Annotated in this window: 14 protein-coding genes; 8 read left to right on the forward strand and 6 right to left on the reverse strand. The window is 57.3% G+C overall.

Translation table 11 applies throughout. The features are described from left to right. Positions 1-28 precede the first annotated feature (28 nt). Entirely contained in the window at positions 29-1,039 is a 1,011-nt protein-coding gene (locus AC3Y2E_RS22275) for a protoglobin domain-containing protein (RefSeq protein WP_379214263.1), read from the forward strand. 199 nt (positions 1,040-1,238) lie between these two features. Here AC3Y2E_RS22275 and AC3Y2E_RS22280 read toward each other — a convergent pair whose 3' ends face one another. The 4 genes from AC3Y2E_RS22280 to ku form a co-directional block, all read right to left on the reverse strand. Next, complete coding sequence (locus tag AC3Y2E_RS22280; protein ID WP_379214265.1) at positions 1,239-2,132, reverse strand: DNA polymerase domain-containing protein; 894 nt, start codon at positions 2,130-2,132, stop codon at positions 1,239-1,241. A gap of 68 nt (positions 2,133-2,200) precedes the next feature. Continuing rightward, positions 2,201-3,157 carry an ATP-dependent DNA ligase gene (locus AC3Y2E_RS22285; RefSeq protein WP_379214267.1) on the reverse strand — a complete coding sequence of 319 codons (957 nt, stop codon included), beginning with the start codon at positions 3,155-3,157 and terminating at the stop codon, positions 2,201-2,203. Between the two features lie 548 nt (positions 3,158-3,705). Further along, a complete protein-coding gene (locus tag AC3Y2E_RS22290) occupies positions 3,706-4,695 on the reverse strand; it encodes a BadF/BadG/BcrA/BcrD ATPase family protein (RefSeq protein WP_379214269.1) in 990 nt (329 codons plus the stop codon). A gap of 487 nt (positions 4,696-5,182) precedes the next feature. After that, positions 5,183-6,031, reverse strand: coding sequence for a non-homologous end joining protein Ku (gene ku, locus AC3Y2E_RS22295; RefSeq protein ID WP_379214271.1), 849 nt, complete (start codon positions 6,029-6,031; stop codon positions 5,183-5,185). Between the two features lie 331 nt (positions 6,032-6,362). On the opposite strand from ku, the gene AC3Y2E_RS22300 reads away from it, so the two are divergent. Together AC3Y2E_RS22300 and AC3Y2E_RS22305 are read left to right on the forward strand one after the other, a co-directional pair. Beyond that, positions 6,363-6,539, forward strand: a complete 177-nt coding sequence (locus tag AC3Y2E_RS22300; protein ID WP_379214374.1) for a hypothetical protein — start codon at positions 6,363-6,365, stop codon at positions 6,537-6,539. 49 nt (positions 6,540-6,588) lie between these two features. Next, positions 6,589-6,789, forward strand: coding sequence for an H-type small acid-soluble spore protein (locus AC3Y2E_RS22305; protein ID WP_379214273.1), 201 nt, complete (start codon positions 6,589-6,591; stop codon positions 6,787-6,789). 198 nt (positions 6,790-6,987) lie between these two features. Here AC3Y2E_RS22305 and AC3Y2E_RS22310 read toward each other — a convergent pair whose 3' ends face one another. Then, complete coding sequence (locus AC3Y2E_RS22310; RefSeq protein WP_379214275.1) at positions 6,988-7,695, reverse strand: AIM24 family protein; 708 nt, start codon at positions 7,693-7,695, stop codon at positions 6,988-6,990. Positions 7,696-7,736: 41 nt separating this feature from the next. Continuing rightward, positions 7,737-8,267 carry a hypothetical protein gene (locus tag AC3Y2E_RS22315; protein WP_379214277.1) on the reverse strand — a complete coding sequence of 177 codons (531 nt, stop codon included), beginning with the start codon at positions 8,265-8,267 and terminating at the stop codon, positions 7,737-7,739. Between the two features lie 343 nt (positions 8,268-8,610). On the opposite strand from AC3Y2E_RS22315, the gene thiL reads away from it, so the two are divergent. Genes thiL through tsaD form a run of 5 tightly spaced genes read left to right on the forward strand, consistent with a single transcriptional unit; the run spans position 8,611 to position 12,587 of the window. Next, positions 8,611-9,705 (forward strand): thiamine-phosphate kinase, encoded by a 1,095-nt coding sequence (gene thiL, locus AC3Y2E_RS22320; protein WP_379214363.1) that lies wholly within the window; start codon positions 8,611-8,613, stop codon positions 9,703-9,705. Between the two features lie 43 nt (positions 9,706-9,748). Continuing rightward, complete coding sequence (tsaE, locus tag AC3Y2E_RS22325) at positions 9,749-10,219, forward strand: tRNA (adenosine(37)-N6)-threonylcarbamoyltransferase complex ATPase subunit type 1 TsaE (protein WP_379214365.1); 471 nt, start codon at positions 9,749-9,751, stop codon at positions 10,217-10,219. Continuing rightward, positions 10,216-11,034 carry a tRNA (adenosine(37)-N6)-threonylcarbamoyltransferase complex dimerization subunit type 1 TsaB gene (gene tsaB, locus AC3Y2E_RS22330; RefSeq protein WP_379214279.1) on the forward strand — a complete coding sequence of 273 codons (819 nt, stop codon included), beginning with the start codon at positions 10,216-10,218 and terminating at the stop codon, positions 11,032-11,034. The genes tsaE and tsaB overlap by 4 nt, the downstream gene beginning before the upstream one ends. A 34-nt stretch (positions 11,035-11,068) precedes the next feature. Continuing rightward, positions 11,069-11,539, forward strand: a complete 471-nt coding sequence (rimI, locus tag AC3Y2E_RS22335; protein ID WP_332075947.1) for a ribosomal protein S18-alanine N-acetyltransferase — start codon at positions 11,069-11,071, stop codon at positions 11,537-11,539. Continuing rightward, positions 11,523-12,587, forward strand: a complete 1,065-nt coding sequence (gene tsaD / locus AC3Y2E_RS22340) for a tRNA (adenosine(37)-N6)-threonylcarbamoyltransferase complex transferase subunit TsaD (protein ID WP_190930111.1) — start codon at positions 11,523-11,525, stop codon at positions 12,585-12,587. The genes rimI and tsaD overlap by 17 nt, the downstream gene beginning before the upstream one ends. Positions 12,588-12,862 lie beyond the last annotated feature (275 nt).

Below are 12,862 nucleotides of genomic sequence, written 5' to 3' on the forward strand. Positions count from 1 at the left end.
ATATCGACATCGACGGGGGGAGTTTCATGTGATCGCTTTAACCGGAGCCCGGCAGCAGCAGGTGGCTTATATCGGATTGACCGATGCCGATCTGGCTTTGCTGCATTCCAAAAAAGAGCAATTTGAACAGGTGGTTAACGTTCTGGTCGATGAATTGTACGACCGGATTACGAAACAGCCCGCCCTGCAGCGGATTATTCAGGCCCACAGCACGCTGGATCGTCTGAAGGAAACGCAGAGATGGTATTTCGTGTCGATGGCCTCGGGAACGATTGATGAGGAATATATTCAGCGCCGGATTATGGTCGGCCAAGTGCACTCCCGGATCGGTCTGACCACGGATTGGTATTTGGGCACGTACATGCTGTATCTTCAGATCGCTACGGAACAATTTCAGCGGATTATGCCGAACGATTGGCAGAAGGTCATCTACTCCCTGACCAAAATGTTCAATCTGGATTCTCAGCTTGTGCTCGAAGCATATGAGATGAGCGAGCAGCAGAAGCTGGAGAAGCTGGCTCAGGATCAGAGTGAGATGCTTCGGGGGATCACCGTAGCGGTGCAGGAACTGGCCGCTATGATGGTGGAGCTGGGAGAGAGCAGCCAAGCCGTCGCCGAAACGGCGGACCGCACGGCCGCATCGCAGGAGCACGCCAATGAGCTCGTCAAGCAGTTGACGGCTGAGATTAACGCAATCGACGAGATGGGCGAGCTGATGCAGGAAATATCCGACCAGACGCATCTGCTCGGCTTGAATGCGGCGATCGAAGCGGCGCGGGCAGGCGAACACGGGCGCGGCTTCGACGTGGTCGCGGGCGAAGTGCGGAAGCTGGCGTCCCGGTCGAAGGAAGCGCTTGTACAGATCGACACCAAGCTGCGGACGATCAGCTCGATGCTGGAGCGTGTTCGCACCGAATCGGATCAGACGGCTGCCCATGCCCGGACGCAGGCGACCAGCTCGAAGGAATTGTCTTCATTCGTCTTGATGATCGAACGCGTGACAGCGGAGCTGGAGAACTTAAAGAAATCGGCGGATTGAGGATTCAAAACGGACGGGAGCTGTCCCGGAAGTGTTCGAAGTGTTCGAATAGCATGCACAGGAATGCCCCGGTTTCCAAAACGAAAGGACCTCAACTTCCACGGTAAAGTGGGGGATGAGGTCCTTTTTCTCGAAGACGTCAGCTCGAAGAGGGGGCAAACCTTTTGAGATGACCCCTTGTAACGTCTAATCGTGGGCTTCAGTTTCCTTTGCCGATAACCGACAACACATGATCAAGCGATTGAGGCGGCGACGAGGCGATCAGATCGCCCTTCCGGCGAAGCCGTTCCTCCATGTTGAGCAGATGAAAGTCGCGCGGATCGACGTTCGCCTCGACCTCGCTCCATTCGAGCGGAGTGGATACGGAGGCCGCTTCGCGCGCCCGCGGCGTATACGGGCTGGAAAGCGTCTTTCCGTACCAATGCTGCAAATAGTCGACGTAGATCAGGTCGCCGCGATTTTTTTTGAGCCTTTCGATCGTGAACAGCTTCGGATGCTGCTGGGTCAAGTACTGGCCGAGAAAATGGCCGATCTGGCGGAGCTGCTCGAACGTATACGGCTTGGCGAGCGGGATGTACAACTGGACGCCGGTGGCGCCGGACGTCTTGGGAACGGCCCGGATATTCATCTTGTCGAGTGCTTCGCCGATCAGATGGACCGCCTTCATAATCCGCGGCTCCCGGTCGAGGGAAGGGTCGATGTCGATCAGCCATTCGGCCGGCAGCATGGACCCGATCCGGTGGAAGGACGGATGGAATTCGAGGCAGGCCAAATTGCCGAGCCACAGCAAGGTCGGAATGGAGTCGAGGTGCACGTACTGGATACCGTCCAGCGGCGCCAGACGCACGAACTCGGGAATCGGCTCCGGACAGTTTTTCTGGTAAAACGATTTGCCGTGGATGCCGTTAGGGAACCGGATCGTCGTCAGATGGCGGTCCCGGCAATACTTCAGCAGGTAAGGAGCGAGTGCGAGCAGCTTCTCCAGATAAAGCAGCTTCGTAATCTTTTTCTCCGGCCACAGCAACTTCTCCGGGTTGGTGATCGTAATCTCGTGGCCTTCAACGGTTACCGAGCCTTTTGCCGCCGTCGCCATCGCCATTCTCCCTTTCTAAAGTGGATTGAATCGTCCAACCGGTCACGTCCGCGTCAAGCCAGCGGCTATCAGGTTTGTCCGAACGAGCAGGTGCCCTTTAGCTGCCCGGCGTCAACCTCGGCAAACGACTGGATGCTCGGATGCCGCATGATTCCATCCGGCGTCCACTCGAGAAACTGCACCTTGACGACAATTTCCGGGCGTATCCAGAAGGCGTCCTTGCTTCGCTCCGGTTCGTTGCGGAAGGGACGTTCCCGGGCGAACATCGTCTGAACGCGGGCCGTCAGCCGCTCCCATTCGGCCATCGTGACTTTGCCGGTTCCGGCATGGCCGATGTAATACAACGTTCCGTTCTCATCGTACAACCCGAGCAGCAGAGCGTTTACGACTTTGCCCCGGAACGTAACTCCGCCGACTACCGCATACCTGTCGTGATACAGCTTCACCTTTTGCCAGCGTCCGTCTTTGCCGTCCAGCGGGTAGGTGCTGGTCAAATCTTTGCAGACGATGCCTTCCATGCCGTGGGCTTTCATCACCTCGAGCAGGGCGGAGGGATCGGGGTAATTTTTAACCGTATGGACTCGTTCCCCGGGGATGATGATTTGCTCCAGCAGTTGCTGACGCTGCTCAAGCGGCCGGCCGTTCACCCATTCGCCGTTGCAGTACAGTACGTCGAAGATCATATAGGTTACGGGCGTTTGCGAGACGGCCAGGCCGATTTTGTTCGCCGTTCGAAGCCGGTCCCGCTTCATAATCTCGTGAAACGCCGGCTTGCTTTGGTCGAGCGCGATCATCTCGCCGTCGAGAATGACGGAGAAGGCGCTGCAGTAGGAGCGGATGTCGGTGAATTCGGGGTATTGCAACGTTTTCTCGTTGCGCCTCCGGTTCCACAGGCGTGTTTCCTGTCCGTCAAAATAAACGAGCATCCGTACGCCGTCCCACTTGATCTGGGCAATCCAATTCGGTCCGGCAGGAAGCTTATCCGCCCGGATCGGCTCGAACGGGATGACTGGTTTTAAGTTCATGGTCCCGCCTCCGTTCATCGCATGCTAATAGGACGGTTAATCAAGTTAAAGGTAAATGCCGGTAAAGGAACGTCGCTGGAAGTCCGATGATTGGATGAACGGGTAAATGATCGAATGATCGAGTAATCAAATGATGAAATAATCGAATGATCAAATGATCGAAAAATCGATCATCTGGGCAATACAGTGCGCGGCCCCGGCGTAATAGCGGATGATAATAGCTCTTAAATCACAAGAAATAGCTGAAAACGGAGGAATAAGGTATAATAGAGGCTCTTATTTTTCCTACTTGAACCGAAATCGTCGACATTGGCCCTATATAAGAGTTGCCAGCAGCTCTTATTGCTCAGGAAAACGGTAAAATTAATAAAATAAAGGCTCCAAAAGACTGCTAATGTGCACGGCACGCGCAGTACGGAATAGTACAGCATGGCACGCCACGGGACTACACGGTACAGCACAACATGCATAGGCACGCCATGGCACAACACGCCACGGCAAGGAATACAGCCGCTACAACTTCCCGCCTTCACGCCATCAGGTGTCAGTTAAATAGAGCTGTCCCCTCTGGAGCAGGGATGCTTCAGCAATTTGCCTACGGTATCGTCATCCGCCGAAACGCCCAATCGGTTAAGAGCCATCATAACGGCTCCCGCTGCCGGCGACAGCACCGGTTCCTGGAGGATGTATCGTTTAGCCGATGCGGATTCGCATTCTTTGCGGAATCGTTCTTTCATATACACGCTGTTGATGGCGCTTCCGATGCAGGCAACTTGTACGGTTTCCGAGCTGAAGCGGCCTCCCAGCATATGAACGCCGACTACGGCCTCGTGGACTTTCCGGTCGCAGACGGAGCGGGCCAGCTCGCTCCCTTCGAGGGCGGCGGATGTGACGATCGGCGCCATCTGGCCGAACAGCCTGGTCCGCTCCTTCGGATCGGAGGCGAAGCCTTGCAGGGCGAGACGAAGCAGCTCCTCTACATCGGGTTTGTTCCAAAAGTCGAGGGTGCGTCTGACCAGCGCCGAATCCGAAGGTCCGGTATGTCCGGCCAATATCTCATACGTGGCTTCGTAAGCGAGAAAACGTGCGGCACTGGACGCATAATGGTGCATATCGTAGTTGCGCAGGTGCGCGCCGTCTTCCGTAACGGCAAAAATAATCGATCCCGTGCCCGAGACGACCATGATGCCGGGACCGGACATGAATGCTCCGGCATGAGCGATAACGGCATCGTTCACCTGCCAGCGGGGGCACGCGATTCCCGGCAAGGCTGTCAACTCCTCGACCCAGGGAAGGTCCCGGTCGGAATCGAAGCCGGCCACTCCGGCGAGCAGACCTGCGGCCTGTTCCGGAGTCCGGCCGGCCTGAGCAAGCGCATCGGCGATTCCTTCCTGGACATTACGCGCCGCATTGGCATCTTTATGAATCGAAGACGCTCCGTGCTCCGCGTAAGAAAGCACATTGCCGCTCAGATCTGCCACTACGATCCGGGTCCGGGTACCTCCGCCGTCAATTCCAATCACACATTGCTGCCCCATGCTTATTCCTCCTCGATTATCTTGCGTACTTACGCAAGTATACCGCGGGCAACGTTTCTCTGCGACAAATACTGGAATTCCCCCTTGTACAGGTTGCCGAAATGGACGGCCCCGAGTTCGCTCCAGCGTGCGGGAGCCAGCAGGCGGAAGGATTAACGGCGGCATCGAGCATTCTTTCCTATATAGGTTGAACTAAATATCTTCCATGGTAAATCTCAACGTTGTGAAGAAAAGAAATTAGCTTGAAAGCTAAGAGTTTTCGTCAGAAAACTGGCTTCGGAAGGATAAGCTTAAGAGCTTTCTTTAGAAAGCTGCTTCGGAAGGATAAGCTTTGAGTGTCAACAGTCCGAAGGCCAACTCAATCCGGGACACTCCAAACAAGATGTCTGAAGCTTCAAGCAATTTTTTCGGAATGGAATGGACGTCAATTCATTAGTTCAACTCATATAGAGTTTCTTCATGGATGCGACAATATGAATTCACCCGGTTATGAGACAGTTTCCTTCGCTTTTTTCTTCCCTTTGGCTTTCGGGGCGGCAGCCGGTTCGGCCGGTTCGGTTGGCACGCTGGCCGGTTTGACCGCTTCGAGACTGGCCTGCAGTGCGGCCATCAGATCGATGACGTTCGTCTTTTGCGCTTCCGGAGCGACCTTGATTTCTTCTCCGGCTACCTTTTGCTCGATCATCGTCAGCACTTTCTCACGGTAGTCGTCCTTGTATTTGCCCGGATCAAACGGCGTCGACAGCTGCTCGATCAGCATTTTGGCCATCGTCAGCTCCTTGTCGTTCACTTTCGGATTTTCCGGCAAATTAGGCACCTGTGCAATCGAGCGGATTTCGTCGGGGTAGAATATCGTTTCCATCGCGATACAATCCTGAATCACCCGAATGGCGGCCAGACTGCTCTTGGAACGGATCGACACTTTGGCGATGCCGATTTTGCCCGATTGGCGCATCGCTTCGAGCAGCAGGCTGTAGGCGCCCGCGCCGGTATCTCCCGGAGCCAAATAATACGTTTTTTGGAAGTAGATCGGATCGATTTCTGTTAAATCGACGAAGTCCAAAATTTGAATTTCTTTGTTCGCTTCCGAGAGGCTGTCGAGCTCTTCCTTCTCGAACAGGACGAACCGGCCCGGCTCGTACTCGTAGCCGCGCGAGATCTGCTCCCATTCCACCGGCTGCTCGCAATGCTGACAAGTCCGTACGTACGACAGAGGAGTTCCGCAAGTTTTGTGGATATACTTCATGGAAATATCTTTGTCCTCGGTGGCGGAAAACATTTTGACGGGGACGTGGACCAGACCGAAGCTGATCGCTCCCTTCCATACCGTATGCATCGCCATGCCTCCTTTTTAGTGCGGTTGTCCGCGGCGCTTGGACCGGGACCCCGCTTCAGCCAGATGGGGCAGTCGTACCTTGATGGTTCCGTATCCGGTTAAATAGCATCCTTTGCCCCGTTATCCTGCCATGGCACAGCTCCGTTTCACCGCAGCAACCAAACTTCCAGCGGGTTCACTCGGCTGTACTCCCTTACTTACAAGTGTTGTCCAAATGATGACGTTCTACACCTGCCGGTCATCTTTTCAGTATATGTTCGGACGGCTTGTCGTATGCCGGTGGGGGAATGGGGCATTCTAATCGAAACGCGTAAAGAAAGGGGGGCGAACCGTGGAAGAGCAGGAAGTTCAGGATGATGCCGTCTACGAAGGCCGGGACAAGTGCGATATGGACATCGACCGGATGATCAATGAAGGACTCGGCGGGGGCAACATCACGATGCATAACGGCTTGATCGAAAACCCGGAAGAGTACGTAACGGGCGAGATCGAGGAGGATTTGTCGTAACAACGGACACGGGCCTGGTGCCGCCAAACCTACAGAGGAGGACTGGAGCATGGATTACGATCGCGCACAGCGCATCCTGTTAATGAGCGATAAAGTCGAGGTGACGTGGCAGGGCGAGTCGGTCTGGATCGACAGTGTGGACAAGTACAGCGGCGTGGCGACCATCCACCCGGAAAACGATCCGCGCGTATCCAAAAACGTTCCCATCACCGAGCTTCAGGAGCACGGTACGGCCCCGCAGCGGGGATAACGCAAAAGACATCTCAAGGTGGCCCGGCCGCCCTGTACAAAGCAAAAGGAAAGAAGAAGCCCCGGTTCCGCTCATGGAATCCGGGGCTTTTAGGAGTTGGTGCGGCGGCGCCTGCAGCTCGCGAAAGGATGCGGACGGCTGCCGGCAATTGACGCCGCTCTGCTCGGACTGGACGCACGTTTGGCAGGTGCTCGTCGGTTATTTGAACCATATCCCGCCGAACGGCACAATTTCCCTCAGCAGGCGCTTCACCAGACCATCGCCGCTCACGAACTGTTCCAGCTGGGCGTCCGGTTTGCCTACCTGGACGAGCGCTCCGCCTTCGCCGGTAATTTTCCACTGGAAGCTCATATGCTGGCTGGCCAGATGGTTGCCGTACACGCTCAGATCGATCTTGGCGTTGTGCGGATACGCGATCAGCGACCGGGTGTCGATATAGGACGGCGTCTCTGGATGCAGCTTCCAATCCGTGATTGCTCCCGCCGAGATGATTCCGATCGTGCCTTCTCCGGAAAATTTCATGCGGACTACGTCCTTGGTCGCAATCATATTTTTGAAGCTTTGCATCACGCTTTGCATCCGGATGCCTTCGGTGTAGAAGAGCAGGTGGCGGAATTCGAACAGCAGGTCTTCGTTGCCGGTCAGCTTCATGCAGTGCAGCGTATAGCCGACAGGCAGAGCGAGCAGCAGCCGGGCAGGGCCGCTCAGCTTGGAGCGGATCAGCTTTTTTTTCCGGTACATGCCCTGCAGATTCATCAGCTTGTCTTCCCGGCGCGCCGAATCCCCGTGAAACGCCACAATTTGCTGCGGGTGCAGGACGTGGACGGCATCGCCTTCGTCCAGCAGCAGTTCTGCCGAAGAGGATGGATAAGTGCCGCCGGCTACGGCGTCGCAGCGGATGTCCAATACGGTTCCTCCTAATGATTAACAACGGGTTTGAATGACCGTTACGTATGTTTGCTGCGGAGCACGAGCCGGAACAGCCGGGAAATGAGGAAATAACAAGCGACCAGGGCTACACCCGTCCAGATCATCGTCCATGTCCGCTTCGACTGGTTCGCCCGCTGCTGCTCGGCGTTTTGAAGGCCGGACACCGCTTGGGCGAGCTGTTCGTTTTGCCGGGCCAGCCGTTCGTTTTCTTCTCTCAGCCGTTGTTCGGCATTGCGGTATTGCTCGATCGTCTCCCGGGATTGCCGCGTCACTTCGCCGAGCTGATTCGTCGCGTCGTCGAGCTGCTTCCGGGTCTCGTCGTATTGTTCCTTCAGTTCGCTGACTTGTCCGGGCAGTTGGATAAAGTCTTTGACTTTATCGACTACCCCCGCATGGGCCGGTAAAGGAACCGAGCCGAACAGAAAAGCGGCGAAGGCCGCCGAAATGCCGAATGTTCCCCATATCCCCCGGCGTCCGGACTTGCGGATCAAGAACCGCGGTGTATCGAGAGATGGTTGTATGTCAGGGTTCCGTGCACGGTTTGTCAATTCGTGTCGACCTCCTCGAAATCCGTCGTCATGCGGACAAGCTTGTCCGTTACTTCTTATACGAAAATTGTCGCAGCTTCGTTTCTTTTTATTGTAACCGATTTTGAGAAGCTGGTGAATAACGGACGATTCCTCTTTCCTTATAAAATAACACCTGGCCGGGACGCGGGACTCAGGAAATAAGGGATCGTTAGCATCCAGTCAGCCGGCAGACCGGAGAGGCGAGGTTTGTCGAAATATGCGTTGTCAGAAGGGGAAACGGCCCATATGCGTTGTTGCGGCATGCTTTCCGTACCGATATAATAGGTACAAGTTGAATGGGGAGGCGCGTGTAGTGCGGGGTATGGACGAATTTGCGTTGATCCGGCTGCTCAATCGGCGCGGTTCGCCCGGCACCGGCAAGCCGAACGAAACCGGGGTCAAGACCGGCATCGGCGACGATGCCGCTGTCATGAAACCGTCCGCAGGCAGCGATATCGTCGTTTCTTGCGATACGATGGTCGAGACCGTCCACTTCTTGCCCGAGACGATGCAGCATTACGATATCGGGTACAAGGCGATGGCGTCCAGCCTAAGCGATATGGCGGCGATGGGAGCGAGGCCGAGATGGGCGCTGATCGCGCTGACGGTCCCTTCCGGGCCGTACGGGAATTGGACGGCTGAATCGCTTCAAGAGCTGTATGACGGGTTATACGCATGTGCGGACCGGTACGGCACGGTAGTTGTCGGCGGCGATACGACGTCTTCCAAATCGTTGCTGACGGTAACCGTAACCGTCATCGGAGAAGCGGATGAGGACCGATCTTTGCTGCGGTCGTCGGCTCTGCCCGGCGATATTGTATTTGTAACCGGGCCGCTCGGCAATTCGGCCGCGGGACTGCATCTGCTGCTGAAGGCCGGACAGCCTGCGGTGCCGATCGAGGATATGGAGGAGCCGGTTCGTCCGCTTGTACATGCGCACAGACGGCCGGAGCCGCGGATTGACGCAGGAGCAATTCTCGCTTCGTCGGAAGCAGGCGTCTGCGGAGCGTTAAACGATATTAGCGACGGGCTGGCGAGCGAAGCATGGGAGATCGCGGAAGCTTCCGGCGTCCGGATCGTGCTGGATGAGGAGCGGATTCCGCTGTCGCCCGAGCTGACCCGGTACGCCTCCGCAGCCGGAAGGGACCCGCACGATTTCGCTTTATACGGCGGAGAAGACTACGAGCTGGTCGGGACGGTGCGCCGGGAGCGCGCCGCGGAATTGGCCGCACGGTTCGAGGCGGCGGGCAAGCGGATCTGGCTGGTGGGCGAAGTAGCCGCAGCCGGCGCTATGAATAAGACGGACAAGGGCGCAGCAGCCAATCTGGAGCGGGCGCCCGTGCCGGGCGTCACGCTGCGAAGCTCCGCCGGGGTGGAGAAGCCGTTACCGAAGAAAGGCTACAATCATTTTGCTTGAAGTGCGAACAACCTCTTGAAAGGGGGAGACGGTCACGGAGCCGATCTACCGGTATGAATCCAATAACGAGGAGCAGACCGCCAAGCTTGCCGAAGCGCTTGCCTCTATGATGGAGGCGGGGACCGTAGTAGCTCTCGACGGCGACCTGGGAGCGGGGAAAACGCGGTTTTCCCAATCGGTAGCCCGGGCGCTCGGCGTTTCCGGAGTGGTCAACAGCCCGACGTTTACGATTATTAAAGAATACGAAGGCGACCGTCTTCCGTTTTATCATATGGACGTGTACCGGATATCCGAGAATGAGGCGGACGAGCTTGGGCTGGACGATTATTTCTACGGCGAGGGCGTAACGCTGGTGGAATGGGCCGAGCTTATCCGCAATTTGCTGCCGCCGGACCGTCTGGCCATCTATATCCGCCACGCGGGCGAGACTTGCAGGGTGATGGAGCTGCGGCCTTACGGGGCCCGGTATAATCAATGGTGCAACCAATTGAAGGAGAACGGGGTCTTATCATGATGACCGAACAACGGGATAATGTAACCGGCACACTGCTCGCGATCGATACGTCGACCAGCGCGCTCACGGTGGCGCTCGCCGTAGACGGCGGCATTCAGGCCGAGCGTAGCTCCCATGCGGAGCGTAATCATTCGATTAAGCTGCTGCCGGAAATCCAGGAGATGCTGAAGGAAGCCGGGGCATCGCCCGCCGATCTGGCTGCAGTCGCAGTCGGCACCGGACCGGGGTCGTACACCGGGGTGCGCATCGGAGTGACGGTCGCCAAGACGTTCTCCTGGTCGCTCGGCATCCCCGTAGTCGGGGTGTCGTCGCTGGAGGCGCTGGCGCTCGGGGATGCTCGCGACATAGGCGCAGAGAAGCGATCCACGGTATGCTGGCTGATTCCGCTGCTTGATGCGAGACGGGGGCAAGCCTATTGCTCCGTATACGCATCCGATAGCGGCGGCGGCTGGGAGACGTTAGTCGATGACGGCATCCGGCTTGTAGCCGAGTGGCTGCCGGATCTGTCCGCTCTGCTGGAACGTAGAATCGCGGAAGGGACCGGACCGGACCTTATCGTGTTCGGCGGGGAAACGGCCGGATTCCGCGAGACGCTGAACGCCTGGTGCGGAAGCGCCCCGGAACGGGTCCATACGGAGATCCGGGAAAGCGGCATTCGCGCGGCGCGGATCGCCGAGCTTGGATGGCGGCGTATCGCCCGCGGGGAGCGGGACGGCACGCACGAGCTCGTACCGAATTATACACAGCTGGCGGAAGCGGAAGTGAAGCTGGCCCAGAAGGAACAACGGGGAGGCGAACCGTTTGGACAACGCTGAACGGGCCTATGGTGAATCCGTGCATTTCCGGTCCATGCGGCTGGAGGATATAGAGACGATCTGCGAAATCGAGCGGGAAGCATTTCCGACTCCGTGGACGTCGAGCGCTTTTCACAACGAGCTTACGAACAACCATTTCGCTCATTACCTCGTCATGGAGCTGAACGGGGAAATTGCCGGTTATGCCGGCATGTGGCTGATTATGGACGAAGCGCATATTACGAATATTGCCTTGCGGACTCATTTTCGCGGGAAAAAGCTCGGGGAGCGGCTGCTGGTGCAGATGCAATCGGCTGCCGTATTCCTCGGTGCGGAGCGGATGACGCTGGAAGTGCGCGTCTCGAACGTGGTGGCGCAAAGGCTGTATGCGAAGCTGGGCTTTATTCCCGCAGGGCTGCGCAAAGGCTACTATACGGACAACGGGGAAGACGCCATCATCATGTGGGCGCATTTGGCCCGGATCGCCGAGGAAGGAGAACGGGATACGGATGCCGACAAGCGGTAAGGACAATCGAAGTTCCAGGCCGGGACTGATTCTGGCCGTAGAAACAAGCTGCGACGAAACGTCCGTAGCGGTCGTGGAGAACGGAACGATCATACGCTCGAACGTCGTATCGAGTCAGATCAATACGCACAAACGGTATGGCGGCGTCGTACCGGAGATCGCTTCGCGCAAACACGTGGAGAGCGTCACGCTTATTTTGGAGGAAGCGGTCCGGGAGGCGGGAGTCCGGTTGACGGACTTGTCGGCTGTGGCGGTTACGCAGGGCCCCGGACTGGTCGGTTCGCTGCTCGTCGGTGTCGTCGCGGCCAAAGCGCTTGCCTGCGCGCTGCAAATTCCGCTGATTGGAGTGCATCATATCGCAGGGCACATCTATGCGAATCAGCTGGTGCAGGAGCTGGAATATCCGCTGGTGGCGCTTGTCGTGTCAGGCGGACATACGGAGCTGGTGCACGTTCCGTCGCCGGGCGTATTCCGCATTATCGGGCAGACGCGCGACGACGCAGCGGGAGAAGCTTACGACAAGGTGGCCCGCGCGATGGGGCTGCCCTATCCGGGCGGTCCGCACGTCGACCGGCTGGCGCATGAAGCGGACGAAGGCGTACCGATGCCGCGCGTCTGGCTCGAGCCGGACTCGTACGATTTCAGCTTCAGCGGACTGAAGTCGGCCGTACTTGCCGTTCTGAACCAGGCGAAGATGCGCGGGGACGTCGTTCATCCGGTCCGCATCTCGAAGGGTTTTCAGGATTCGGTCGTCGAGGTGCTGGTCGAAAAAGCGATCCGCGCGTCCAAGGAGTTCGGCGCCAAGCAGCTGCTGTTGGCGGGCGGGGTAGCGGCCAACCGGGGACTGCGCGAAGCGCTGGCCGCACGGTGCCAGCGTGAATCGCTGCCGCTGCTCGTACCGCCGCTGTCGCTGTGCACCGATAACGCCGCGATGATCGCGGCGGCCGCTTTCCTGAAGTGGGAGCGGGGCGAGCTGTCGCCGCTTGATCTGAAGGCGGAACCGCTGTTATCGCTGGAGGATTGGTCGGTGAAGGAGCCGCTTGTCTGAAGCCAAGCATGGTTGGACAAAGGGAAGTTTACGAGTTTACGGTCAGGTCGGCCGGATGATGGAGCATATCCGCACCTCACACGGGGGCCGGATCAACGAGAGAGAAGGACAAGGCCGGATAAAGGCCGTCGTCTCCTGCACGGGGAGAGCGACGGTCTTTTGGCGTTGCTCCGAGATAGCTGAATCAGGATGGTTGAACCGGGATTGTTGAAGAGTTTGCAGGCCGGTCTGCAAACTCAGCGTTGCGAGAAGATCAGATCGGACTGGAAAAAAAT

This window comes from Paenibacillus sp. MAH-35 (assembly GCF_058135425.1).

What these genes read in the sequence shown, in the direction of transcription:
- AC3Y2E_RS22280 (WP_379214265.1), bottom strand. Translation starts at nt 2,132, where the DNA reads ATGGCGACGGCGGCAAAAGGCTCGGTAACCGTTGAAGGCCACGAGATT.
- AC3Y2E_RS22285 (WP_379214267.1), bottom strand. Translation starts at nt 3,157, where the DNA reads ATGAACTTAAAACCAGTCATCCCGTTCGAGCCGATCCGGGCGGATAAG.
- AC3Y2E_RS22290 (WP_379214269.1), bottom strand. Translation starts at nt 4,695, where the DNA reads ATGGGGCAGCAATGTGTGATTGGAATTGACGGCGGAGGTACCCGGACC.
- ku (WP_379214271.1), bottom strand. Translation starts at nt 6,031, where the DNA reads ATGCATACGGTATGGAAGGGAGCGATCAGCTTCGGTCTGGTCCACGTC.
- AC3Y2E_RS22305 (WP_379214273.1), top strand. Translation starts at nt 6,589, where the DNA reads ATGGATTACGATCGCGCACAGCGCATCCTGTTAATGAGCGATAAAGTC.
- thiL (WP_379214363.1), top strand. Translation starts at nt 8,611, where the DNA reads ATGGACGAATTTGCGTTGATCCGGCTGCTCAATCGGCGCGGTTCGCCC.
- tsaB (WP_379214279.1), top strand. Translation starts at nt 10,216, where the DNA reads ATGATGACCGAACAACGGGATAATGTAACCGGCACACTGCTCGCGATC.
- rimI (WP_332075947.1), top strand. Translation starts at nt 11,069, where the DNA reads ATGCGGCTGGAGGATATAGAGACGATCTGCGAAATCGAGCGGGAAGCA.
- tsaD (WP_190930111.1), top strand. Translation starts at nt 11,523, where the DNA reads ATGCCGACAAGCGGTAAGGACAATCGAAGTTCCAGGCCGGGACTGATT.